Here is a 23,299-nt window from a genome sequence, read left to right on the forward strand (position 1 = left end):
ACGCGGGGTGGAGCAGTTCGGTAGCTCGCTGGGCTCATAACCCAGAGGTCGCAGGTTCAAATCCTGCCCCCGCTACCAGATCAGAGGCCCGGAGGATTCCTCCGGGCCTCTGCTTTTGTGTACGCACCGCTTCTGTGAATGCGGCGACGCTCTGCTTCGGTGAACGGCGTCACAGGCGCGGCGCTCTGTTTTCCGGTAGGTGCGGCAACGGCGCGGCGTTCCTTTTGCCACAACGCCGGTATCCCTATAGGCTTCAGGTACACACCGACGCGGGGTGGAGCAGTTCGGTAGCTCGCTGGGCTCATAACCCAGAGGTCGCAGGTTCAAATCCTGCCCCCGCTACCAGATCAGAGGCCCGGAGGTTTTCCTCCGGGCCTCTGCTTTTGTGCACACAGCTCCTCGTCAACCCAGCGCTTCGTGAACTCAGCGACCTCCGCTTTCGTGAACGGCGTCACAGGCGCGGCGCTCCGTTCTTCGGTCGGTGCGTCAACGGCGCGGCCTTTCTGTGACGTCATTCACATAAAGGCGGTTATTTACGCGAAAGTCATGGAGTAGATGCGGCGCGGCAGGCCGTGAAAGTCGGCCAGGCGTTCCAGGGTGAGGCCGTTCTTCTCCGCGACGCGCTGGGAGGGGACGTTGTCCGGATGGATGATCGAGATCAGCCGGTCCACCCCGAGGACGTCCCGCGCGTGGTCGCGGCAGGCCGCGGCGGCCTCCGTGGCGTACCCCCTGCCCTGAAGGGCGGTCGGCACCAGGTAGCCGACCTCGATGAAGTCCTCGCCCTCGATCGTCTGCCGGACCAGGCCGCAGTTGCCGGCGAACTCGCCCGTCTCGCGCACCGTGAGCAGCCATAGCCCGTGGCCGTGCTCGGCGTAGCTGCGCAGGCTGGCCTCGATCCAGCGCCCGGCCTCCTCGCGCGTCCTGGTGCGGGGGTAGTAGCGCATCACGTCCGGATCGCCGAGCAGGGCGGCCATGTCGTCGAGGTCATCCGGTGTCATCTCGCGGAAGCCAAGCCGGGCCGTGGGGGCCGGGAGGCGGTGTTCGCTGGTCACGCGGGAGTTGGTCCCTTCTGGAGGGGTCTGCGATCAGGTGTTTACAAGCTGACTGTGGTAGTAAAGGTGGCCAATGTTGCATATGAGGCATGAGGGATCAACATGACAACGCTAAGCCGGCGACGCCTGCTCCAGACGGGCGCCGCGGCCGTGCCCGCCATCGCGCTCGGATCGCGGCCCGCCCAGGCGGCGGCCGGCTCCTTGCTGGTCACCGGGGTCGTGCCGGCCTCGATGGCCGGGTTCGACGCGGCGATGAAGAAGTTCATCACCGAGCGGGACATCTCCTGTGCCCAGCTCGCGGTGGCCAAGAACGGCAAGATCCTGCTGGCCCGCGGCTACGGCGTCTACACCAAGAACAGCAGTCTCATCCGGGTGCAGCCGACGTCGTTGTTCCGGATCGCCAGCTTGAGCAAGAACATCACCGGCGCCGCCATCGCCCGGCTCGCCCAGGACGGCAAGCTGAGCCTGGGCGCCTCGGTCACGTCACTGCTGGGCCTGTCGGCCACGGCCGACCCTCGGCTGGCCAAGGTGACCGTGTGGCGGCTGCTCCAGCACACGGCCGGCTGGGACCGGGGCGTGTCGCCGGACCAGCTCTGGGCCGACCACACCATCGCCGCCTCGCTCGGCGTCTCGCTGCCGATCGACCACGCCGACATCATCAAGTGGGCCACCGCCAGGAAGCTCGACTTCGACCCGGGCACCAAGTACGTCTACAGCAACTACGGCTACATGCTGCTCGGCCGGATCATCGAGAAGGTCTCCGGGATGAGCTACGAGTCGTACGTCAAGCAGAAGCTGCTGGCGCCGGCCGGCATCACCCGGATGCGGCTCGGCCGCAGCCTCCTGGCGGAGACCGGGACCAGCGAGGTGACCTACACCTCGAAGTTCACCAACAAGACCGTGCTGAACGACTCGGGCACCGTCGTGCCGTACCCCTACGGCGGCTTCAACATGCCCAACCAGGACGCGAACGGCGGCTGGCTGGCCTCGGCCGTCGACATGGTCAAGTGGGGCTTCGTCTTCGACAAGGCCGGGACGGTGCTGAACTCCACGTCGCTCTCCCGGGTCTTCGCCAAGCCCGAGATCGGCGTGAACTCGAACGGCTCCTGGTACGGCTTCGGCTGGAGCGTGCGCAACAACAACGTCGGGACCCTGAACACCTGGCACAACGGGTCGATGCCGGGCACGTTCAGCTTCCTGGCGCGGGTGCAGAACGGCGTCAGTTACTGTGCGATCTTCAACCGGCGTGAGGAGACGGGCAGCCCGGACTTCGACTCGATCGACCCGATCCTCGGGGAGGCGATCGGCACCGTGAAGACGTGGCCGACGACGGACCTCGCCCCCCGGTACTTCTAGCACTTCCGGCTGCACCGCACTTCTGACTGCACGGCACCTGTACTGCACGAGCAAGGGGCCGGGCGCGATGATCGCGCCCGGCCCCTTGTGTGTTCACGGATTCCCGCGAGGGGTCAGGGGTGGACGGGAGATCCTGCGCCGGCGGCAGGATCTCCGCGTCACGCCTGCTGGCTCAGAGCCCTGCGGAGCCGATCGTTGGCTCGCTGGACCTGTCGCCGCGCCCGCTCCACGCGCTGGAGGCGGGAGATCAGGCGCTGCTCCTCCGCCTCGCGGTGGAGGGTTTGTATTCGGTCGTTGACCATGTCATGGCTGAGATACGGGACTTCCAGGCTGTGGGACATTCTGGTGCTCATGCGCTTTTCTGCTCTCTGGTGATGTGGCGTGAAAGGGATGTCAGGCAGCGACCGGGTGCTTGCGGGGACGCCCGCGGGGACGCTTGCGGGGGACGATGGTCCCCCGGAGGACCAGCTCGCCGCCCCAGACGCCCCACGGCTCCTCGCGCTCGAGCGCGCGGGCCAGGCAGGCCTTCTGGATGGGGCAGCCGCCGCAGAGCGCCTTGGCGAACTCCACGTCTTCCGGCGACTCGGCGAACCACAGGTCGGGGTCGGTACGACAGGGGATCTTGGCTTCGTCGATCAGGTCCATGATCGTCTTGGCCCCCATCTGCTTCTCCTTTTGATCGAACTCGTAGATCTTGGTCGGCACCTCGAGGTGGTCGGGGATCACGGACAAACAAGAAGGCCGCGGATCCTTGGTGCGGATCCGCGGCCTGGAGGCTGCTGTTGTGCCGGTCAGGTTATGACCGGAACATCCCTCCAGGGTTGCGGACCGCGCATTCCACCCTTGGTGATCTGCTGGGTCGGCACGTCGGTGCCTGCTGCGAAGACAGGAGCGCTCTTGGCGTCGGCACCGAGGTGGACGCGCGGGTAGGCGGGGGCCTGGCTACGGGCAGACTTCTCCTGCAGCGGCTTGGCGAGACCATCGGCCAGTCTCACCGAGTCACGGCATGCGGAGGCGAGCCACTGCGTGGCCGACATGTCGATGCTGATCACTGGGACTCACCTCCACTCTGGGATCGCCGGACAGGACCGTCCGACTTGCTTGACCATGACCCTAAACCGGGAACGCAGAACCCGGCAACCTATTTTCGACCTGCGATTTCACGACTTCGTGACACGGATCATCGCCTCCTGCACGACGGACACCACGAGGTCACCCGACGCGGTGAACATCTCACCGCGCGCGAGCCCCCGCGCCCCTCCGGCCCACGGTGACTGCTGCGCGTACAGGAGCCAGTCGTCGGAACGGAACGGCCGGTGGAACCACATGGCGTGGTCCAGCGAGGCGCCCTGGATGTCGGAGGCGCCCCAGGCCATGCCGTGGGCGAGCAGGACCGTGTCGACGAGCGTGAAATCGGAGGCGTAGGCGGCCAGCACCACGTGCAGCAGCGGGTCGTCGGGCAGCTCGGCGTCGTAGCGGAACCACACGTTCGTCTTCGCGCTGCGCAGCTCGGGGTTGCGGTGGGCCTCCCAGGTCAGCGGCGTGGCGTAGCGGGCGTCCACCGGTCTGGGCCGCGACAGCCAGTCGCGGTACTCGGGCCGGTCTCCCACCAGCGCGTACATGCGGTCCTGGAACGTCGGCAGCGTCTCGGGGCCGGGCACCTCCGGCAGGTCCGTCGCCTGATGCTCCAGCCCCTCCTCGAAGATGTGGAACGAGGCCGACATCGTGAAGATGGCCTTGCCGTGCTGGACCGCCACGACCCGGCGCGTGGTGAAGGAGCGCCCGTCGCGCACCCGCTCGACGTTGTAGACGATCGGGATGGACGGGTCGCCGGGCCTGATGAAGTAGGCGTGCAGCGAGTGCACCGCCCGGTCCGGCGGCGCCGTGCGACCGGCCGCGACGAGCGCCTGCGCGGCGACCTGACCGCCGAAGACCCGCTGGATGCGCTCCTCGGGGCTGCGCCCGCGGAAGATGTCGAGCTCGATCTGCTCAAGGTCGAGCAGATCGAGCAGCTCCTTCAGCGCCTCGTTCACGGGTCCCCCTCGGGATGAGCCATTAGTACGGCAAGTGTGACTTGTCGCCCATCTCTTACCAAACTTGGGTCAGCGGTACGTCAGCCGAGGTCGGGACTAGGAGGCCCCGCGGCACAACGACAGAACCGCGTCCCCGTACCGGTCGAGCTTGACGCGCCCGACGCCGGCGATCGACAGCAGCTCCTGCTCGGTGCGCGGCGCCCGCTCGGCGATCGCCTGCAACGTCACGTCCGTGAAGACGACGTACGGCGGGATCTTCGCGTCCTTGGCCGCGGCCGTGCGCCACGCCTTCAGGCTCTCCAGCAGCTCCTCGTCGTAGTCGGCCGGGCAGGAGGCGCAGCGGCCTAGCTTCTGCTCGGCCGCCGCCGTGAGCGTCTTCGCGCAGACCCGGCAGCTCACCGGCGCGGCCACCTGACGGCGCTCCTTCGCCGCGCCCGGCGCGCGGGAGGCGGCCGGGGCGCGGCCGGTCAGGCCGTCGAGGAAACGGGAGGGCCGGCGGCCCTTGCGCCCGCCCGGCGCGCGCGACAGCGCCCATGACAGCGCCAGATGGTGACGGGCGCGGGTGATGCCGACATAGAGCAGGCGGCGCTCCTCCTCGATCTGCTCGGGCGTCTCGGCGTAGATGATCGGCAGCATGCCGTCGGTGAGGCCCACCAGGAAGACGGCGTCCCACTCCAGGCCCTTGGCGGCGTGCAGGGAGGCCAGCGTGACGCCCTCGACCGGCGGCGCGTGCTGCTCGGAGGCGCGCCGCTCCAGCTCGCCGACGAACACCGGCAGGTCGGCGCCGTCGGCCGCCATGTCCTCGGCCAGGTCGGCCAGCGCCTTCAGCGATTCCCACTTCTCGCGGGCCTTGCCCCCGCCGGGCGGCGACGGCGTCAGGCCGAGGCCCGCGAGGATGTGGTGGACCTCCGAGGCCAGCGGCTCGCCCGACGCCGAGCGGGCCGCGCCGCGCAGCAGGACGACGGCCTGGCGCACCTCCGGTCGCTCGAAGAAGCGCTCCGCGCCGCGCACCACGTACGGCAGGTCCGCCTTGGCCAGCGCCTCCTCGTAAGCCTCCGACTGGGAGTTGGTGCGGAACAGCACGGCGATCTCGCGGGACGGCACGCCCTGGTCGAGCAGCTTCCTGATCGCCCGGGCCACCCCGGCGGCCTCGGCCGGCTCGTCGTCGTACTCGTGGAAGCCCGGCCTGGGCCCGTCGGGCCGCTGCGCGACCAGCTCCAGGCGGTGCGGCGAGCGGCCCTTGGCGATGACGAGGTTGGCCAGATCCACCACCTGCGGGGTCGAGCGGTAGTCGCGCACCAGCTTGATCACGGCGGCGTCGGGGTGCTCGACGGCGAACCCGGTCAGGTAGCGCGGGGTGGCGCCGGTGAAGGAGTAGATGGTCTGGTTGGGGTCGCCGACCACGCACACGTCGTCGCGCCCGCCGAGCCAGGTGTCGAGCAGCAGCTTCTGCAGCGGGTTGACGTCCTGGTACTCGTCGACGACGAAGTAGCGGTACTGCTGGCGGATCTGCGCCGCCACCTCCTGGTGCTCGGTCATCACCGCCGCGGTCAGCTCCAGGATCGTCTCGAAGTCGACCAGGTGCCGCTCGCGCCTGATCCGCTCGTACGCCTCGTAGAGCCGCGCCACCTCCTCGGCCGGCACCGGCGGGGTGCGGTTGTGCTTGGCGGCCGCGGCCACGTAGTCCTCGGGGCCGATCTGCGTGACCTTGGCCCACTCCACCTCGGCCGCGAGGTCGCGCAGCTCCGACCGGTCCGCGCCGCGGCGGAGCTGCCGGCAGGCCTCCGCGAGGACGGGCAGCTTGGACTCGATCACCGACGGCGCCTCGCCGCCGATCACCCGCGGCCAGAAATAGGTGAGCTGACGCAGCGCCGCCGCGTGGAACGTGCGCGCCTGCACCCCCGGCGCGCCCAGCGCCCGCAGCCGCTGCCGCAGCTCCCCCGCCGCCCGTGTGGTGAAAGTCACCGCCAGCACGCTCGGCGCGTCGACCACCCCGCTCCGCACCGCGTGCGCGATGCGGTGGGTGATCGCGCGTGTCTTGCCGGTGCCCGCACCAGCCAGAACGCACACGGGCCCGCGCACGGCCTCGGCGACCGCGCGCTGCTCGGGGTCGAGGCCCGACAGGACGTCATCCACGCTGCTCACCTGTCAATCCTCCCAGCCGGTGGCGCTTACCCGTCCATTCTGGCAACATGCGGCCCGTCATCCGTTCATCGTCACCGAGATGCAAAGAACTGGTCTTTTCCCTCACAATGGGGCCCGACCACGTGCATGGGGGAAAGGGAAGACCGTGCGCACTGCGGTTCTCGTGGGGGCTCTCGCGCTCGCCGCCGTCACCGTCACCACACCGGCCACCGCCGAGGCGGCCAAGGATCCGACACCGGCCCCGGTGTCCACGTCCGACCTGTCCACGTTGAACGGCCTGTCGTACGAGACCGTCTCCTACGGCCGGGAGCGCCGCCAGGACATGGACGTCTGGTGGACCGCCGACGGCACGCCGCGGCCGGGCGTCTTCCTCATCCACGGTGGCTGGTGGTCCAGCGGCGACAAGCGGCAGATGACCACCATCGCCCGGGAGTACGCCGACGAGGGTTACGCGGTCTTCAACCTCAACTACCGGCTCTCCGGCCAGGCGGCCTGGCCCGCGCAGCGCACCGACGTGCTGTCGGCCATCCAGACGGCCCGCAAGCACGCCGCCCGGTGGGGCTTCGACGTGAAGAACTTCGTGGTCGTCGGCTTCTCCGCCGGCGGGCACCTGGCGGCGTCGGTCGGCACGTACGGCGACGGGATGAACGGGCTCAAGGGCGTGGTCGGCCTGTCCCCCATCGTGTCGCCGCTGCGCGCCTACACCGACGGCGCCGTCACCACCGACCCGTACAAGCGCAAGCTGCGCGCCTCGGCGATCCAGCTCGCGGGCGGGTGCGAGCCCAAGGGCCGCTGCTCGCGGATCTGGGCCAGCATGGAGGTGGCCTGGCACGCCAGCCGCCACGACGCGCCGATGCTGACGGCCCACTCGGCCGACGAGTTCGTCCCGCCGGTGCAGAGCCAGCTCCTCAAGCAGATGCTCGGCCAGGTCGGGGTGCCGGTCACGGTCATCACCACGCCGGGAACGGCGCACAGCTCGGCGATGTACCGCCAGCCGGGCGTCTCCGAGCAGGTGCACCAGTGGATCGCGGAGCGGCTCGGCGGCCAGCTCTGACCTCGCAGGAATGACGGGGGCTTCAGCCGTGTTGAAGGGAGCGGCCAGTCTCCTTGACCTTGGAGGGAATCGTCCGACATGGCGCTCACCGTCTACAGCACCACGTGGTGCGGGCCCTGCAAGTGGCTGAAGTCGCAGCTCACCCGTGAGGGCATCCCCTTCGAAGAGGTCGACATCGAGCGTGACCCCGCGGCGGCGGAGTTCGTGATGAGCGTGAACAACGGCAACCAGACCGTGCCGACGGTCGTCATCGAGACCCCGTCGGGCCGCATCGTCCGCACCAACCCGTCGGCCCGCGAGGTGAAGGCGCTCCTCGAGGCCGCCTGACCCCCTCCGTCACTCGTCCCTGCCCTGTCGAGGGACGAGCGACGTGGTAGAACTGGTCCTGAGGACCTGGGTGCCAAATTCACCCAGGTCCTCGTCTAGTGGGCGTGGCAGTCGATCTTCTGCTCCAGGCGGGCGATGTCGCCCTTGAGCTCGGTGCGGACGCTACGGATCTCGTCCGTGAGCTCGGTGCGGACGTTGGCGATCTCGGTCCGGACGTCGGCGATGTCCTGCTTGAGCTCCGTGCGGACGTCGGCGATGTCCTGCTTGAGCTCGATGCGGACGCCTATGATTTCTCGCTTGAGCTCCACCACCGCGCCGGTGATCGCGTTGGTGACCGCATGGATGATGCGCTTCTCGGAAGCTTCGATCTTGACGTCCATGCGCGCTTCAGCCGCGGAGTGCTGGATCGCGATCTTCTGACGCTCGAGGTCGAGGATTTCCTGCATGTGAGAGTCGTTCATGGCCATGACTTTAGCCTCTCGCTACCGAAGGTGTCTTCGAATCTACGCTAAGTAGCCGGGGCTTACCAGTCACCGGTGAGGCGGTCGCCGTACCAGGTCTCGATGAGGCGGCGGGCGATGGAGACGGGCGGCGGGAGGCGGAGCTCGCCGGAGGCGATGGCCTGGGTGAGCTCCTCGCGGGAGAACCAGCGGGCCTCGACGATCTCCTCCGCGTCGGGAGTGAGCGTGGTCGTCAGGGCCTCGGCGAAGAAGCCCAGCATGAGGCTGCGCGGGAACGGCCAGGGCTGGCTGCCCAGGTAGCGCGGCCTGGCGACCTGGATGCCGACCTCCTCGGCGACCTCCCTGATCACCGCGTGCTCCAGCGACTCGCCGGGCTCCACGAAGCCGGCCAGGATCGACATGCGGCCCTCCGGCCACTGCGGGCCGCGCGCCAGCAGGCAGCGGTCGTCCTGGTCGCGCACCAGCATGATCACGGCCGGGTCGACGCGCGGGAAGTGCTGGCTGGAGTCGCGCGGGCAGACCCGGACGTGGCCGCCGGCGCGCACCTCGGTGCGGTTGCCGCAGCGGGGGCAGAACTCGTGGGCCGAGTGCCACGCCTCCAGCGCCACCGCGTGGACGAGCAGTCCGGCGTCGCGGTCGCCGAGCAGGCCGCCCGCCTGGCGCAGGCCCGCGGAGACGGTCTCGCCCTCGGGCGCGTCGAGCGGGCTCATCGGGACCGTGACGCGGCCGTTGCCGTCGCCGGTGGCTCCTCCGGGCAGCGGCGCCGCAACCGCGAAGTAGGCGACGTCGCCCTCGACGCCGAGCAGGTAGCGCTCCCCGGCCGGCGCCTCCTCCGGGGCGAACAGCACCGCCCGCACCTCGTCGCCGGAGCGCCGGACGAGCGTCTGGCCGTCCTGGATCACCAGCACCCGGGTCGTCGGCGCGGCCCAGGCACGTTCCAGCCACGCGTCGTCGGCGCGCAGCGCGGACGACCGGTCGATGGTGCCGCGTGCGAGGAGCAGCGGTCCGATCAGTTGCTCTTCCGCTCTCGTCTCCACGGGCCCACCCTTCCAAGTTCCGGATGTCATCCTATGACCCCGGCGTTAGCCTGAGGTTGCGGTATGGGGGCTCGGCGGTGATCGTCGAGGGGCTAGGATCTGCGGTTAGGTAAGCCTTACCTGATCACATCCGGGGGTGCCACGCTTGCGGCTGTACCTGACCGCTCTCAAGCCGACCGACTCGGTGACCGACGGGTTCCTCCCGGCCGCCCGCGCGCTGGGCTGTGAGGTGACGATCCTCACCGACCGCCCCGAACGGCATCCGGACGCCGTCGGCTGCGACGTGCGCGACCCGCGCGCCCTCGTCGACGCCATCGCCGTTCTCGGCCGGCCCGACGCGATCTTCTCCAACTCCGACCACCTCCAGGCGGAGACCGCGCTGGCCGCCGCCTACTTCGGGCTGCCGGGCAAGGACTGGCGGGCGTGCCTGTCGGCGAAGAACAAGTTCCTGACCCGGCGCGCCCTCGCCGAGGCCGGGGTCGAGCGGGTCCGGTCCGTACGGATGGCCCCGGGCGACGCCGTGCCGGACGGACTGCCGTACCCGCTGGTCGTCAAGCCGCGCGAGGGGGTGGCCAGCGAGGACGTGATGCTGGTCGAGAGCGACCTGGCCGGAGCGGTGGCGGAGGTCAGGCGGCGGCGGCCGGGCGAGGCGCTGGTCGTGGAGGAGTACCTGGAAGGCCCGCTGCGCACGCTGGAGACGCTGGGCGACGGGTCGGCGGTCCGGGTGCTGGGCGGGTTCGCGACGACGCTGGGGCCGCTGCCGCACTTCGTCGAGGAGCGGCTGGACTGGGCGCCGGACGGGCCGCACGAGCATGTGCTGGCCGCGCTGGCGGCGCTCGGCGCGGGGTTCGGCGCGTGCCACACGGAGTACGTCGTCACCCCGGACGGGCCGCGGGTGGTCGAGGTGAACTACCGGCTGATCGGCGACCACTGCGACTTCCTGCTCGCCGACGTGCTGGGGGTGCCGTTGTTCGAGTGGATCCTGCGGGTGCACCTCGGGGAGCCGCTGTCCGCCCTGCCGGAGACCCCTCACGGCTCCGGGTACGGCAGCGCGGTGAGCGTGGTGGCGGACCGGTCGGGGACGATCACGTCCGCGCCGGGTGCGGAGACCGTCGTGTCGGACGGTGTGCGGCTCTGGCACCGGCCGTTGCGCTCGGCCGGTGAGGTGGTGGAGCGCACCCACACCAACCGCGACTATCTGGGCGTGATCCGCGCCGTGGGGCCCGACCGCGACCGGGTGGAGGCGGCCATCGGCGGCTATCGGGCGGCCCGGCCGTGGGTGATCGCGTGAAGGCCGTACGCGACCGGACCGTGTGGGGTCCGGCGAACGAGGCGCGCGGGCGGGCGGGTGGCGTGGACGATCAAACGGGCGGGCAGGCGGGCGGGCAGGCGGGCGATCGGGTGGACGGGCACCGGGCGGGGCGGGAGGCGGAGCTCGCGGCTCGGGTGCTGAACGCGCTGCTGCGCGAGGACTACGGCCGCCTGTCGGCGCGGGTCACCCGCAGCCGCGACGGCGTGGGGCTGCTGCTCGCCGGGGACCGGGTGGTGCGGCTGGCGCGGGGCGTGCTGTTCCAGGACTTCGTGGTCGCGCCCGGCGAGCGGCTGACGCTGGCCGAGGTGCTCGGCACCCTCAGGGCCGTGGCCGACCCGGCCGACGCCGAAGGGGTGGCCGTCTTCGCCGAGGAGTGCGCCCAGGCCCTGACCGCCTGGGACCTGCACGACGAGCACGCCGCCGCGGTGCTGGCCCGCGGACCGTCGTACGAGACGCTGGCCGCGTTCGCCGACCACCCGGTGTACCCGACGTCCCGGGCCCGGCTCGGCCTGTCGGCCGATGACCTGCTCGCGTACGCGCCGGAGTTCGCCCCCGCGTTCGAGCTGCGCTGGGCCGCGGTGCCGCGCGCCCTGCTCGCGCCCGGCTCCGCGGAGCTGCCGCCCGACCTGACGCCCCCGCTGCCCGCGCCCGGCCCGGACGAGGTGCTGTTCCCCGTGCACCCCCTGGCCGTGGACGAGGTGCGGCGGATCGAAGGGGTACGGCTGCTGGACGAGCCGTGGACGACCGTACGGCCGACCCTGTCGATGCGCACGGTGGAGGTCGCCCCGCGCACCCACCTCAAGCTGCCCGTCCCCACGAGCACGCTCGGCGCGCGCAACCGGCGCTCCATCAGGCCGGGCACGCTGCGCGACGGGGCCGCGGCCGAGCTGCTGCTGCGGCGGCTGGCCGGTCCGGGCGTGCTGGTCGCCGACGAGCAGACGTACGCGCACGCCGGCCACGAGTACCTCGCGTGGATGGTGCGCCGGCTGCCCGAGGGCGTGATCGTGCCGGTCGCGGCGCTTAACGCCCCCGGCGTCCTGGCCGAGCTGGACGAAAGGACGGGCGGCGACGTGCTGCCCGCCTACCTGCGGCTGCTGCTCGGCTGGAACGTGCGGCTGTTCGTCCGCTACGGCGTCGCCCTGGAGGCCCACCAGCAGAACCTGGCGCTCGTCCTCCGCGACGGCCGCGTGGACCTGCTCGTCAAGGACAACGACGGGCTGCTCGCCTCACCCGCCCGCCTGGCCGCGGCCGGCATCGGGACGCCCGCCTTCGCCGACGAGCGGATGCTGACCGACGACCCGCACGCGCTGGCGGACGTGTTCGTCACCATCACCCTGCACCTGGCCGCCGCGGCCGTCATCTTCGGCGCCCTGCCGCACCGGCGGGCCGCCGCCCTGCTGCGCGACACGCTGGCCGAGGCGCTCGACGAGCACGGCGACGACCCCATGGCCCGGCTGCTGCGCGCCCGGACCCTGGAGGCGGCGCGGCTCACCGGCAAGTCGATGATCACCGCCGGGACGCTGGTGGCCAAGGAGCGGTCGGGCGCCCGCGACGTCAACAAGTTCTACGGCACCAGCGGGCCCAACTACCTGAGGAGAGCTTGACATGCACGGTCTGGTCCTCGGCGCGCCCAGCTCACCGGCCGAGGAGGCGACGCTGGCCGCGCTGCTGCGCTGCTGCGTGCGGGAGGTGGCCGGGCCGCACGGCCTGGTGTGGCCCGCGCCGCCGTACGTGCTGCTGCGGGTGGGGGGCACGCTGCTGCGGGCGCGCACGCGCGGGGGCGCGGCGCTGCGCTTCGACGGGCCGCCGGAGCGGCTGGAGCGCGGCGCGTGGCAGCCGCTGACCTCGGACGAGCTGGTACGGCTGGCGGAGGCCGAGCTGGGCGGGACGGAGCTCCAGGGCGGGCCGAACGAGGAGTTCGCCGGGCAGGTGGCGGCCAGCCGGGAGGCGGTGGCGGCGATCCTGCGGGAGCGGGCCGGGGCCGAGCCGCCGGCCGACCCGTGGCTGGCCTCCGAGCAGGCGCTGGTCTTCGGGCATCCGTTCCACCCGAGCCCGAAGGCGCGCGGCGGTGACCTCTGGGAGCGGTACGCGCCCGAGACGCACGCCCGCTTCCCCCTGCGGCTGCTCGCGGTGCGGGAGGACGTGCTGGCCGAGGAGGGCGACGCGTCGGCCCTCGACCTGCTGGGCGAGGCGCCGCCCGGGCACCGGCTGCTGCCCGCGCACCCGTGGCAGCTCGACCTGCTGCTCGACCGGCTGGGCCCGGCGCTCGGCGACGCGCTGACCGACCTCGGGCCGGGGCCGGTGGTGTCGCCGACGTCGTCGGTCAGGACGGTGTACGCGCCGGACGCGGGGCTGTGCCTGAAGTTCAGCCTGGACGTGCGGATCACCAACTGCGTGCGGAAGAACGCCTGGTACGAGCTGGCCGGGGCGGTGGAGCTGACCGCGCGGCTCGGGCCGGTGTTCGAGCGGGTGCGTGAGGTGTTCCCGGGCGCGCTGTGGCTGCGGGAGCCGGGCTACCGGTCGGCCGCCCTGGGCACGCGGCTGCTGGAAGGGCTCGGGGTGATCGTCCGGGAGAGCCCGTGGCGGGTGTGCTCCCCCGGCGTGGCGCCGGTGCTGGCCGCGGCGCTCGCCCTGGACCCGGCCGCGGGCGGGCCGGCCCCGTACGGGGCGGACGCGATGGAGCGGGATCCGCTCGGGTGGTGGACGGCGTACGTGTCGGTGGTGGCGCCGCCCGTCCTCGACCTGTTCTTCACGCACGGCGTGGTCCTGGAGCCGCACCTGCAGAACGTTCTGGTCGGCCTCGACGCGACCGGCCTGCCGCGCGAGGCGGTCTTCCGCGACCTGGAGGGCGCCAAGCTGGTCGCCGGCCGCCATGACCTGGGCGGCCTGCCGTCCCGCGTGGCGGAGGCGCTGACGTACGACGCCGAGCGCGGCTGGGCCCGGGTCGTGTACTGCCTGCTGGTCAACCACCTCACCGAGGTGGCCGCGACCGTCGCGGCGCGGGGCGGCGACGAGCTGCTGCGCGAGCTGTGGCGGGCGGCCCGCGCCGTGTTCGCCGCCGAGGCCGACCGGCTCGGCCGGCCGCTGCCCCTGCCGGAGCTGCTGGCCGGCGCCCCGCTGCCGGCCAAGGCGAACCTCGCGGTCCGCTGGGCCCGCGCCGCCGACCGGGCCGCCGGGTACGTGCCGATCGCGAACCCCCTCGCATGATCCCCGCCGGTGTCCGCGACGCCGCCGCCCGCCTCGGCGACATCCCCGCCTACCTGTACGACCTGCCCGGCCTGGAGGCCCATGCCCGGTCCGTACGGCAGGCACTGCCGGGCGTCGAGCTGTACTACGCGGTCAAGGCCAACCCCGACCCCGAACTGCTGCGCGTGCTGGAGCCGCACGTGGACGGGTTCGAGGTGTCCTCCGGCGGCGAGCACGCCCACGTGTCGGCCCTGTTCCCGGGCAAGCCGCTGGCGCTCGGCGGGCCGGGCAAGACCGAGGCCGAGCTCCGCCTGCCGCACCACCGCCTCCACGTCGAGTCGCCCGGCGAGCTGCGCCGCCTGCTGGCCACCGGGCTGGAGGCCGACGTGCTGCTGCGGCTCAACCCCGGGCTCGCGGTCGAGGGGGCCGCGCTGACGATGAGCGGGCCGTTCGGGATGGACGAGGCGGGGGTGGCGCAGTGCCTGCCGCTGTTCACCGACCGCGTACGGCTGCGCGGCGTGCACGCCCACCTGGCCAGTGGCCTGGACGCGCCCGAGCTGCTGCGCCTGGCCCGCCACCTGCTCGACACCGATCACGACGAGGTCAACCTGGGCGGCGGCATGGCCGTGGACTACACCGCTCCGCGGGCGCGGTTCGGCTGGGCCGAGTACGGCGAGGGGCTGACGGGGCTGCGGCGTCCGGGGCAACGGGTGCGGATCGAGCCGGGCCGGGCGCTGACCGCGTACTGCGGCTTCTACGCGACCCGCGTCGTGGACGTCAGGCGCGTGCACGGCCGGGCGTACGCGGTCCTGCTGGGCGGCACCCACCACCTGCGCACGCCCGTCGCCAAGGGGCACGACCAGCCGTTCGAGGTGCTGCCGGAGGGACGGGGCCAGGGCGTGACGGACGAGCCGGTCACGCTCGTCGGGCAGCTCTGCACGCCCAAGGACGTCTTCGCCCGCGACGTCGTCACCTCGGTGAGCGTCGGCGACGTGGTGGTGTTCGCGATGGCCGGCGCCTACGCCTGGAACATCTCCCACCACGCCTTCCTCATGCACCCTCACCCGGAGTTCCGCCACCTGACGGCCTGACCGGCACCCCGTCGACGGGCGCCGCCGGGCCGTCGGCGGGCGCGTGGAACCATGCCGCTCCACGTCGGGTGTCCATGTACTCGCGGATCCGTCTGATCAGGCCGGACTCCAGTTCGAAGATGAAGCAGTAGTCGTTGTCGTAGTGGCCGCCGTGGGCGAGGGTGGCCCGCAGGCGCATCTCGACGACCACGGTGTCGCCGTCGGCGTGGAAACCGCCGAAGTCCATGGACACGTCGTCGACGAAGACCGTGGAGAACTCCTGGGTCAAGAACCGGACGATGCGTTCCCGTCCGACGAGGTGATGCGTTCCGTCGAGGGCCAGAGAGGTCGCGTTGCCGGGCGGGGCGAGCCACTCCGCGTCGTGCGTGAAGACGTCGCGGACCCGGCTCGCGTCTCGCGTGGCGAAGACGCGCCACGCGTCGATGACGAGCTGCTTGTTCGATGCCGCACTCATGGGCCGACTCCTTGTGCAGGTGGATTGCCCAGGATTCTCGCGGGGTGCGGATCAGTGATCTGGTCAGATTCGGCCAGATTCGGCAGTGGGTCCTGATCTGTCCGATCTGGACCGGCCCGCCGATGCCATGCTGGAGCCGTGAACGCAGTCGGCGCTGTCCTTACCACCGGCATCTACTGCCGCGACGACTGCCCGGGCCGCCCCCTCCTGGCGAACACCACCCGCTACCCCTCCGCGGCCGCGGCGGAAGCGGCCGGGTATCGCGCCTGTCATCGCTGCCGCCCGTACCGGCATGAATCCCTGGCTTCCGCGGACATGCCCGCATTGGTGTGCCGCGCGGTTCAGCTCATCGCCGCCGGAGCGTTGGACGACGCGACGGACAGCGGTCTCGCCGGCCACCTCGGCGTGTCGCCGCGTCATCTGCGGCGGGTGTTCCTGCAGCATGCCGGGGTCACACCCGACCAGCTCGCTCGTTCCCGGCGCGCGCACTTCGCCCGTCGGCTGCTCGACGACACCGACCTGCGCATAGCCGACATCGCTTTCGCCTCGGGCTTCGGCAGCGTCCGGCAGCTCAACCGCGTCCTCGCCGACGTCTTCCACGGCACCCCGCGCGAGTTACGGGCCCGGCGACGGGTCACCGACCGCCTCCAGGCCGACGGCGGGCTGGCCCTCCGGCTGACCCACGACAAGCCGATCGACTTCGCGGCCGCCCTGCGCCACCTGGCGGCACGGGCGACACCGGCTGTCGAGGCGGTCTCGGGCGGCTCCTATCGGCGTACCATCCTGGTCGATCACGATCCCGGCATGATCGAGATCACCCAGCGGTCCTCGACGGAGCTGCTCCTCGTCGCTCATCTCCCCCGGCTGGGCGGCCTCGTCCACCACGTCCGCCGCGCCCGGCGCCTTCTCGCTCTTGACGATCCCGCCCGGACGTGCGGCCACTGGGATCCGTTCGAGGCCGGCGTGCACGACATCGTGCGGGCCGGGACAGCGGACGCCTCGCAGGTACGGGCCGTTCTGGGCTGCCTCGTCGACCGATTCGGCGGGGCCGTGCCCGGCCTCGCCCCGGCCGGGCTCACCAGGACGTTCCCACGACCCGACGTCCTCGCCGCGGCCGATCTCGGCGCCCTGCCCATCCCCGGCGCCGTCGTTCACGCCGTGCGGTCATTCGCGCTCGCGACCGCCGACCGACCGGCGCCGAGCCTTCCTCATGCACCCTCACCCGGAGTTCCGCCACCTGACGGCCTGACCGGCACCGCCTCGACGAGCGCCACCAGGCCGTCGGCGTCCAGCAGATCCACGGGGCGCACCGTCCGGTTGGCGCGCACGTAGTGGAAGGCGGCGCTGACCCGGTCGAGCGGCACACCGGCCAGATGCGACCAGGCCAGCCGGTAGGCGGCGAGCTGCACCGACGCGGCCCGCGCCTTCTTGCCCGTGGGCGGCTCGCCGGTCTTCCAGTCGACCACCTCGTAGCGGCCGTCCGGCAGCTCGAACACCGCGTCCATCCGGCCGCGCACCAGCCGGTCGGCGATCATGGTCTCGAACGGCACCTCCAGGTCGAGCGGCCGGCGCTCGGCCCACTCGCTCTGCTCGAACCGCTCCTGGAGGTCCGCCAGCCGCACGTCGGCCTCCTCCACCTCCTCGACCAGGTCGAGGTCGAAGTCGTCGAGCAGCCGCTGCTGGTCCCAGCGGGTCTCCAGCCACTTGTGGAAGGAGGTGCCGCGCCGGGCGAGCGGAGCCGGCTTGACCGGGACGGGCCGGCGGATCCTGCGGGCCAGCTCGCCGGCGTCGGCGGCGAGCGTCACCAGCGACGACACGGTCAGCTTCGACGGCAGCTCGACGGTCGTGGCGCCACGCCTGCGGTGCAGCTCCCGCTCGCGCAGCAGCAGGTCCGTGTCGCGCTCCCAGGCGCGCACGCGCTCCTCCTCGAACGGGCGCAGCGGCTCGTCCTCGGCCGGGGCGAGCGACCCGGCCAGCGCGTCCTCGACCAGCCGGGCGCCGTCCAGGACCGACTCGTAGCGCAGGCCCTCGGGCGTGACCGGCCAGACGGCGGCGGCCGGCTCGGCCAGCAGCGGGTTCGAGGCCCCCTCTTCGAGGTCGGGCGCCCAGAAGGCCACCTTGTCGGCGGTGTCGCGGATCTCCAGCAGGAAGTCCGACGGCTCCAGCGGCCTGGTGGCGCTGCCCCACCGGTAGCCGGAGGCGATCAGGTGGTAGTGGGCGCGCGTGACGGCCACGTACGCCAGCCGCCGCTCCTCCATCAGGTCGCGCTCCCGGCAGCTCTCGTCGAACGCGGCCAGGTCCTCCTTGGCCAGGCCCGGCAGACGGGGCAGGTCGGCGGTGTCGCCGCGCAGCGGGTAGGGCAGCTTACGGGCGTTCTCCGTCCAGCGGCTGTTGGTGACGGGCGTGGCCGGGAACATGCTGCCGGTGGCGATCGTGCCCTTGGAGCTGACGAGCTGCGACAGGCCGGGCACGACCACGATCGGCCACTCCAGGCCCTTGGAGGCGTGGACGGTCATCAGCTTCACGCTGTTGCTGTCGCCGACCCGGCCGGCCTCCAGCCCGAACTCCTCGCTCTCGGCCGCCTGGAGGTAGGCGAGGAACGCGCCGAGCGTCGGGTCCTCGGAGTCGCCCGCGAACCGCGACGCCGCGTCCAGGAACGCGTCGAGGTCGGCCCGGGCCGCGAACGCGCTGACCGTGCCGCCGCGCGCGGCGACCTCGATGTCCAGCCCGAGCCGCCGCTCCACCTCGGTGATCAGGTCGGGCAGCGGCTGGCCGGTGTGCGCGCGCAGCTGGCGCAGCTCCTGCGCGAGCGCGACGAGCCGGGCGCCGGCCAGCGGCGAGAACGACTCCAGCCACTCCTCCCGGTCGGGCAGCTCGTCGAGCGCGTCGACCAGGCTGCCGCGCTCCTCGGCCAGGTCGGCCACCACCTGGTCGAGCGGGTCGTGACCGCGCCCGCCCGCGCGGCTCTCGCGGTTCAGCTCGCGGGCGTACTGGCCGAGCACCCGCAGGTCGGCGGGGCCGATGCGCCAGCGCGGACCGGCCAGCAGCCGGGCCAGCGCGTCGCCCGCCGTCGGGTCGTACAGGACGCGGAGGGTCGCGACGATGTCGCTGACCTCGGGGACGGTGAGCAGGCCGCCCAGGCCGACCACCTCGACCGGGATGTCGCGCTCCTCCAGCGCCTTGCGCAGCGCCGGGAACTGCGAGCGCTTGCGCGCCAGGATCGCCACGTCCTGCGGCTGGATCGCGAGCGTCTTCTTGCGCTCGCCCTCGCCCCAGGGCAGGCCGTCCGGGGCGACCTCCCGGCCGAGGATGCCGGCCAGGCCGTCGGCGACCCACCGGGCCTCGTCCTCGGCGGTCTCGTGGAAGGCGCAGGTGACGCGGCCCCGGTCCACCCGGTTCGGGCCGGGGACGAGGACGGGCACCTCGCGGGCCTCCATGCGCAGCGGGAGCTGGACGCGGGCGGCCACGTCGAGGACCCGGTCGCCGTTGCGGAAGCTGACGCTGAGCTGCCGAACCGGGGCCGGGTCACCGGTGCCGGTGCGGAAGTCGCGGGGGAAGCGGCGCAGGTTGCCGGCCGAGGCGCCGCGCCAGCCGTAGATCGACTGGCAGGGGTCGCCGACCGCCGTCACCGGGTGGCCGCCGCCGAACAGGCTACGGAGCAGGACGAGCTGGGCGTGACTGGTGTCCTGGTACTCGTCGAGCAGCACCACCGCGAAGCGGGACCGCTCGATCTCGCCGACCTCCTTGTGGTTCGCGGCGATGCGGGCGGCCAGCGCCATCTGGTCGCCGTAGTCGATGACCTCGCGCGCCCGCTTGAGCCGCTCGTACGCCTCCACCAGCGGCAGCAACTGCTCCCTGGCCGCCTGGACGTTGACCGGCCGGTGCTGGGCCTGCGTGACGCGGCCGGGCAGCCTCTCGTGCTGGTCGCGCAGCCAGTCGCCCACCCGGCGCACGTCCCCGGCGCCGCGCAGGTGCTCCGACAGCTCCCCCGCGAGCTCCAGGACGGCGGCCGTGACGGACGGCGGGCCCAGCTCGACGCGGTCCATCGGCCCGTCGTAGGCGGCGACCACCCGTGAGGCGAGCTGCCAGGAGACGGCCGGCGTGACCAGCCGCATGGTCGGCTCCAGCGCCTCGCGCAGCGCGTGGTCGGTGACCAGGCGCGCCGCGTAGGCGTGGTAGGTGGACACGGTCGGCTCCTCGTCGAGCGCGTCCGGCGTCACCAGGCCCGCCTCGGCCAGGCCGTTCAGCCGCTCCCTGACGCGGGTGGCCAGCTCGGCGGCGGCCTTGCGGGTGAACGTCAGGCCGAGCACGTTGCCCGGCTTGACCAGGCCGTTGGCGACGAGCCAGACGACGCGGCCGGCCATGGTCTCGCTCTTGCCGGAGCCGGCGCCGGCCATGACGACCATGGGTTCGAGGGGCGCCTCGATGACGCCGGCCTGCTCGGGGGTCGGCGGCAGGACGCCGAGCTTCCCGGCCAGCTCGACGGGGTTCAGCACACCTGGCCTCCGCTGTCGTTGACGGGACAGCTGGCCTTGGCGGCGCAGGTGCGGCAGCCGTCGTTCGCCCTGGCCTGGAAGTACGGTCCGGACATGCCGGTCGCCACGGTGTCGACCAGGCCGGCGGCCCAGCCGGGGTTCGGGTCGTCGGCGAGGGCGCCCTGGCGCTGCTCCAGCGCCTCGTTGCGGCCGCCCGCCTTGCCGAGCTGGACCAGCGCGGCGCCGCCCGGCTCGGTCATGCCGTGGCGGGCGAACGCGCCGAGCAGCGCGGCGAGCTGGTACACGCCGAGCTGCGGGTGCCGGTCCAGCTCGCCCGGCCGGGGCTTGGAGCCGCCGGTCTTCAGGTCGATGATCACCGCCCGGCCCTCGGAGTCGCGCTCGACCCGGTCGACGCGGCCCTTGATCTGCACGCCGTCGCCGACCGTGGCGACGAACGCCTCCTCCAGGGCGACCAGCTCGCGGGGGTTCTCCTTGTGCCAGCGCAGGAACTTGCCGATCATCTGCTCGGCGACCTGGCGCTGCTTGCGGTTGAACCAGACGCCGCCGAAGTCGAGCTCGTGCCAGATCTCGTCCAGGCGGCTGCCGAGCAGGTCCTCGTTCGGCAGGTCGGTGGAGGCGAGCACGGCCAGCGCGTGGATGATCGTGCCGAGCCCCTGGGCGCTGCTGGTGCCGGCGGCGCCGACGGCCGTCTCCAGCAACCAGCGCAGCCCGCACTTGGTGAAGCTCTCGACCGCCGACGGCGAGATGCTGACGGTGTCGTCGGGCCAGCTCAGCGGCCGGTCGTCGGTCATGGTCGTCAGGGCGTACCACTCGTTGGGGTGGGCGCCCCGCACGCCGGCGGCGGCCAGGCGGGCGAGCTGCTGGGCGGCCTTGCGGCGCACCTTGGCGGGCCGGGTCGGGTCGGTGACGGCGCTGCGCAGGTCGGCGACGAGCGCCGCCATGTTGAGCCAGCGCGCCCGGTCGTCCACCGTGGCCGTCTCCACCGCGCCCGGCATGAGCTCGCTCAGGAACCTCGACGGCCGCTCGTCGGTGTCCTCGCCGCCCACGGCCGTCACCACGAGCCTGCGCCGGGCCCGCGTGGCCGCGACGTAGAACAGCCGCCGCTCCTCGGCCAGCAGCTTCGAGGCCAGGGACGCGGCGTTCGGCCTGGCGCCCTCGGCCAGCTCCACCAGGTCGTCGGCGCCCAGCATCGACCCGCGCAGCCGCAGGTCCGGCCACACGCCCTCCTGGACCCCGGCGACGACCACCACGTCCCATTCGAGGCCCTTGGAGCGGTGGGCGGTCAGCACGCGCACCGCGTCGCCGTCGGGCGCCCGGTCGGCCAGCGTGTCGCCCGGGATCTCCTGCGCGGCGAGGTCGTCCAGGAACACCTCGGCCCCGGCCTTCGGCATCCGGTCCACGAACCGGGCCGCGTGGTCGAACAGCGCCACCACCGCGTCCAGGTCACGGTCCGCCTGCGCGCCGCGGGCGCCTCCGCCCAGGCTCAGCTCGGTCCACCGCTCGGCCAGGCCGCTCGCCTGCCAGATCGCCCACAGGACGTCCTCGGCCGTGCCCTCCTGGAGGACGGCCTCGCGGGCGGTGACCAGCAGCTTGGCGACGCGCTCGGCGGGCGGGGCGATGTGCGGCTCGACGCGGGTGAGCTCGCGGGCGTCCTTCAGCGCCGCGACGAGCAGCTCGCCGGACGTGCGGGGCCTGTCACGGGCCTCGGGCGGCTCCGGCTGCTCTTCTTCCCGCTCGTCCTGGCCGGGTACGGCGGCCTCCGGCTCGGTGAGCGCGTATGCCTCGTTCTCGGCGATCTTCAGGGCTCGGCGGAGGCGCCGGACGCCGATCATGTCGGTGCCGCCCAGCGGGCCGGTCAGCAGCTCCTCGGCCACCGCCTCGTCCAGCACCAGGGGGTCGAGGGCCACGCGCAGCATCGTCAGCAGCGGCCGTACGCCCGGCTCCTGGGCGATCGGCACCTCGTCGCCGGCCACCATCGTCGGCACGCCCGCGCTGACCAGGGCCCGCCGCAGCAGCGGCACCTGGCGGACGGCCGAGCGCACGAGCACGGCCATCCGGTGCCAGGGCACGCCCTCGATGAGGTGGGCCCTGCGCAGCGTGTCGGCCACGACGGCGGCCTCCTGGCTGGTGCTGTCGGCCAGCAGCACCCGCACGTCGCCCGGGTCGGCGTCGGGCAGGCACAGCAGCTCCCGGTGACCGTGCGTCCGTGCCCGCGCGGGCGCCGGGGTCCCGGCCGGGGCCTGCGCCTGGCCCGGTGCCGCCTGGCCCCGCGCCTGGTCCGGTACGGGCGTCCGGGACGGTGTCGGGTCCGGCAGTGGGGCGGCCGGGAGGCGGGCGGCGAGGCGGCGGGTGGCCTCCAGCACGTCCGCGCCGCTGCGGCGGCAGACCCGCAGCGCGAGCACCGGGGCGTCCCGGCCGTCGAGCGTGCGGAACCGCTGCGGGAACCCCAGGATGCCGCGCACGTCGGCCCCCCGGAACCCGTAGATCGACTGGTCGGGGTCGCCCACGGCCACCAGGTCGCGCCCGTCGCCCGCGAGCTGCCGCAGCAGCATCTCCTGCGCCGGGTCGGTGTCCTGGTACTCGTCAACGAACACCACGTCGTGCGCGGCCCGCTCCCTGCGCCGAACCTCCGGGTCGGCCAGCAGCGCGGCCGCCGCCCGGATCAGCTCGGTGTAGTCGAGCGCCGGCTCCGGGTCGAGGTCGAAGCGCCTGTCGTAGCGCCGGGCGAAGCCGCCGGCCGCCACCCAGTCGTCACGGCCGTGGCGCCTGCCGAGCTCCTCGATGCGGTCGCCGTCCAGGCCGCGCTCGGCCGCGCGCGACAGGAGGTCGCGCAGCTCCTCGGCGAACCCCCGGGTCTTCAGCGCCTCCCGCAGCGTGCGCGGCCACTCCGTCGCGCCGTCCTCCAGCTCGCCGTGGAGCAGCCGCCGGATCTCCAGAAGCTGCTCGGGCCCGGTCAGCAGCCGGGGCGGCGGCTCGCCCGCCAGCACGGCCTCGCGGCGAAGGAGCGCGTACGCGTAGCTGTGGAACGTCAGGGCCAGCGGCGTGCGGGTGGTGCGCCGCAGCCGGGCGGTCACGCGTTCGCGCAGCTCGCCGGCCGCCTTGCGGCTGAAGGTGAGGATCAGCACCCGCTCGGGGTCGGCCCCCCGGCGCTCGATGCGGTCGACCACCGACTCCACGATCGTCGTCGTCTTGCCCGTGCCCGGACCGGCGAGGACGAGCAGCGGCCCGCTCCCGTGGGCGACCACGGCGCGCTGGTACTCATCGAGCACAGGGGGCTCCGCCGGCCTCGCGCTCC

18 protein-coding genes, 2 tRNA genes and 1 pseudogene are annotated in these 23,299 nt (G+C 72.7%); 10 read left to right on the forward strand and 11 right to left on the reverse strand.

The window, feature by feature from the left end:
* Position 1: 1 nt before the first annotated feature.
* Both ACIBG4_RS14205 and ACIBG4_RS14210 read left to right on the forward strand, forming a co-directional pair.
* Positions 2–78, forward strand: a tRNA-Met gene (locus tag ACIBG4_RS14205).
* Between the two features lie 190 nt (positions 79–268).
* Positions 269–345 (forward strand) — tRNA-Met (locus ACIBG4_RS14210).
* A gap of 188 nt (positions 346–533) precedes the next feature.
* On the opposite strand, the gene ACIBG4_RS14215 is transcribed toward ACIBG4_RS14210, so the two are convergent.
* Positions 534–1,052: a GNAT family N-acetyltransferase gene (locus ACIBG4_RS14215; RefSeq protein ID WP_397202146.1), complete on the reverse strand. Its 519-nt coding sequence runs from the start codon at positions 1,050–1,052 to the stop codon at positions 534–536.
* A gap of 102 nt (positions 1,053–1,154) precedes the next feature.
* On the opposite strand from ACIBG4_RS14215, the gene ACIBG4_RS14220 reads away from it, so the two are divergent.
* Positions 1,155–2,408 (forward strand): serine hydrolase domain-containing protein, encoded by a 1,254-nt coding sequence (locus tag ACIBG4_RS14220; RefSeq protein ID WP_397202147.1) that lies wholly within the window; start codon positions 1,155–1,157, stop codon positions 2,406–2,408.
* A gap of 158 nt (positions 2,409–2,566) precedes the next feature.
* Here the strand turns inward: ACIBG4_RS14220 and ACIBG4_RS14225 are convergent, their stop codons facing one another.
* The 5 genes from ACIBG4_RS14225 to ACIBG4_RS14245 all read right to left on the reverse strand — a co-directional run bounded on the left by ACIBG4_RS14225 (position 2,567) and on the right by ACIBG4_RS14245 (position 6,577).
* On the reverse strand, positions 2,567–2,761 hold the full coding sequence (locus tag ACIBG4_RS14225; protein WP_310713052.1) for a hypothetical protein: 195 nt from the start codon (positions 2,759–2,761) through the stop codon (positions 2,567–2,569).
* Positions 2,762–2,801: 40 nt separating this feature from the next.
* Entirely contained in the window at positions 2,802–3,071 is a 270-nt protein-coding gene (locus ACIBG4_RS14230; protein ID WP_344883713.1) for a WhiB family transcriptional regulator, read from the reverse strand.
* Positions 3,072–3,199: 128 nt separating this feature from the next.
* A complete protein-coding gene (locus ACIBG4_RS14235; RefSeq protein WP_310713049.1) occupies positions 3,200–3,460 on the reverse strand; it encodes a hypothetical protein in 261 nt (86 codons plus the stop codon).
* Positions 3,461–3,568: 108 nt separating this feature from the next.
* Entirely contained in the window at positions 3,569–4,441 is an 873-nt protein-coding gene (locus ACIBG4_RS14240) for an acyl-CoA thioesterase II (RefSeq protein WP_355450738.1), read from the reverse strand.
* A 96-nt stretch (positions 4,442–4,537) separates the two neighbouring features.
* A complete protein-coding gene (locus ACIBG4_RS14245) occupies positions 4,538–6,577 on the reverse strand; it encodes an ATP-dependent DNA helicase UvrD2 (RefSeq protein WP_397202498.1) in 2,040 nt (679 codons plus the stop codon).
* A gap of 154 nt (positions 6,578–6,731) precedes the next feature.
* Between ACIBG4_RS14245 and ACIBG4_RS14250 the strand changes: the two genes are divergently transcribed.
* Positions 6,732–7,640, forward strand: coding sequence for an alpha/beta hydrolase (locus ACIBG4_RS14250; RefSeq protein ID WP_397202148.1), 909 nt, complete (start codon positions 6,732–6,734; stop codon positions 7,638–7,640).
* 78 nt (positions 7,641–7,718) lie between these two features.
* The gene (locus ACIBG4_RS14255) at positions 7,719–7,967 is read left to right on the forward strand and encodes a mycoredoxin (RefSeq protein ID WP_397202149.1); all 249 of its coding nucleotides are present in this window, start codon (positions 7,719–7,721) and stop codon (positions 7,965–7,967) included.
* Positions 7,968–8,062: 95 nt separating this feature from the next.
* On the opposite strand, the gene ACIBG4_RS14260 is transcribed toward ACIBG4_RS14255, so the two are convergent.
* Both ACIBG4_RS14260 and nudC read right to left on the reverse strand, forming a co-directional pair.
* Positions 8,063–8,434: a hypothetical protein gene (locus ACIBG4_RS14260; RefSeq protein WP_397202150.1), complete on the reverse strand. Its 372-nt coding sequence runs from the start codon at positions 8,432–8,434 to the stop codon at positions 8,063–8,065.
* Positions 8,435–8,490: 56 nt separating this feature from the next.
* A complete protein-coding gene (gene nudC / locus ACIBG4_RS14265) occupies positions 8,491–9,465 on the reverse strand; it encodes an NAD(+) diphosphatase (RefSeq protein WP_397202151.1) in 975 nt (324 codons plus the stop codon).
* Between the two features lie 136 nt (positions 9,466–9,601).
* Here nudC and ACIBG4_RS14270 point away from each other — a divergent pair, with 136 nt between their 5' ends.
* From ACIBG4_RS14270 to ACIBG4_RS14285, 4 genes are read left to right on the forward strand one after another with little or no spacing between them, the layout of a single operon-like run.
* On the forward strand, positions 9,602–10,756 hold the full coding sequence (locus ACIBG4_RS14270; protein ID WP_397202152.1) for a siderophore biosynthesis protein: 1,155 nt from the start codon (positions 9,602–9,604) through the stop codon (positions 10,754–10,756).
* A complete protein-coding gene (locus ACIBG4_RS14275) occupies positions 10,753–12,381 on the forward strand; it encodes an IucA/IucC family protein (RefSeq protein ID WP_397202153.1) in 1,629 nt (542 codons plus the stop codon). The genes ACIBG4_RS14270 and ACIBG4_RS14275 overlap by 4 nt, the downstream gene beginning before the upstream one ends.
* A 1-nt stretch (position 12,382) precedes the next feature.
* Complete coding sequence (locus tag ACIBG4_RS14280) at positions 12,383–13,984, forward strand: IucA/IucC family protein (RefSeq protein ID WP_397202154.1); 1,602 nt, start codon at positions 12,383–12,385, stop codon at positions 13,982–13,984.
* Positions 13,981–15,054 carry a type III PLP-dependent enzyme gene (locus tag ACIBG4_RS14285; RefSeq protein ID WP_397202155.1) on the forward strand — a complete coding sequence of 358 codons (1,074 nt, stop codon included), beginning with the start codon at positions 13,981–13,983 and terminating at the stop codon, positions 15,052–15,054. The genes ACIBG4_RS14280 and ACIBG4_RS14285 overlap by 4 nt, the downstream gene beginning before the upstream one ends.
* On the opposite strand, the gene ACIBG4_RS14290 is transcribed toward ACIBG4_RS14285, so the two are convergent.
* Entirely contained in the window at positions 15,014–15,508 is a 495-nt protein-coding gene (locus ACIBG4_RS14290) for a nuclear transport factor 2 family protein (RefSeq protein WP_397202156.1), read from the reverse strand. The two genes, ACIBG4_RS14285 and ACIBG4_RS14290, sit on opposite strands and share 41 nt — an antisense overlap.
* Before the next feature lie 138 nt (positions 15,509–15,646).
* On the opposite strand from ACIBG4_RS14290, the pseudogene ACIBG4_RS14295 reads away from it, so the two are divergent.
* Positions 15,647–16,414, forward strand: a pseudogene (locus ACIBG4_RS14295) (helix-turn-helix domain-containing protein); the annotation flags it as partial.
* 302 nt (positions 16,415–16,716) lie between these two features.
* Here the strand turns inward: ACIBG4_RS14295 and ACIBG4_RS14300 are convergent.
* On the reverse strand, positions 16,717–20,004 hold the full coding sequence (locus tag ACIBG4_RS14300; protein ID WP_397202157.1) for an ATP-dependent helicase: 3,288 nt from the start codon (positions 20,002–20,004) through the stop codon (positions 16,717–16,719).
* A complete protein-coding gene (locus ACIBG4_RS14305; protein WP_397202158.1) occupies positions 19,998–23,273 on the reverse strand; it encodes an ATP-dependent helicase in 3,276 nt (1,091 codons plus the stop codon). Before ACIBG4_RS14305 ends, ACIBG4_RS14300 begins: the two co-directional genes overlap by 7 nt.
* Positions 23,274–23,299: the final 26 nt, after the last annotated feature.

Source organism: Nonomuraea sp. NPDC050383 (assembly GCF_044459125.1).
Lineage (GTDB): Bacteria > Actinomycetota > Actinomycetes > Streptosporangiales > Streptosporangiaceae > Nonomuraea.

What these genes read in the sequence shown, in the direction of transcription:
- ACIBG4_RS14220 (WP_397202147.1), top strand. Translation starts at nt 1,155, where the DNA reads ATGACAACGCTAAGCCGGCGACGCCTGCTCCAGACGGGCGCCGCGGCC.
- ACIBG4_RS14225 (WP_310713052.1), bottom strand. Translation starts at nt 2,761, where the DNA reads ATGAGCACCAGAATGTCCCACAGCCTGGAAGTCCCGTATCTCAGCCAT.
- ACIBG4_RS14230 (WP_344883713.1), bottom strand. Translation starts at nt 3,071, where the DNA reads ATGGGGGCCAAGACGATCATGGACCTGATCGACGAAGCCAAGATCCCC.
- ACIBG4_RS14255 (WP_397202149.1), top strand. Translation starts at nt 7,719, where the DNA reads ATGGCGCTCACCGTCTACAGCACCACGTGGTGCGGGCCCTGCAAGTGG.
- ACIBG4_RS14260 (WP_397202150.1), bottom strand. Translation starts at nt 8,434, where the DNA reads ATGGCCATGAACGACTCTCACATGCAGGAAATCCTCGACCTCGAGCGT.
- ACIBG4_RS14280 (WP_397202154.1), top strand. Translation starts at nt 12,383, where the DNA reads ATGCACGGTCTGGTCCTCGGCGCGCCCAGCTCACCGGCCGAGGAGGCG.
- ACIBG4_RS14285 (WP_397202155.1), top strand. Translation starts at nt 13,981, where the DNA reads ATGATCCCCGCCGGTGTCCGCGACGCCGCCGCCCGCCTCGGCGACATC.
- ACIBG4_RS14290 (WP_397202156.1), bottom strand. Translation starts at nt 15,508, where the DNA reads ATGAGTGCGGCATCGAACAAGCAGCTCGTCATCGACGCGTGGCGCGTC.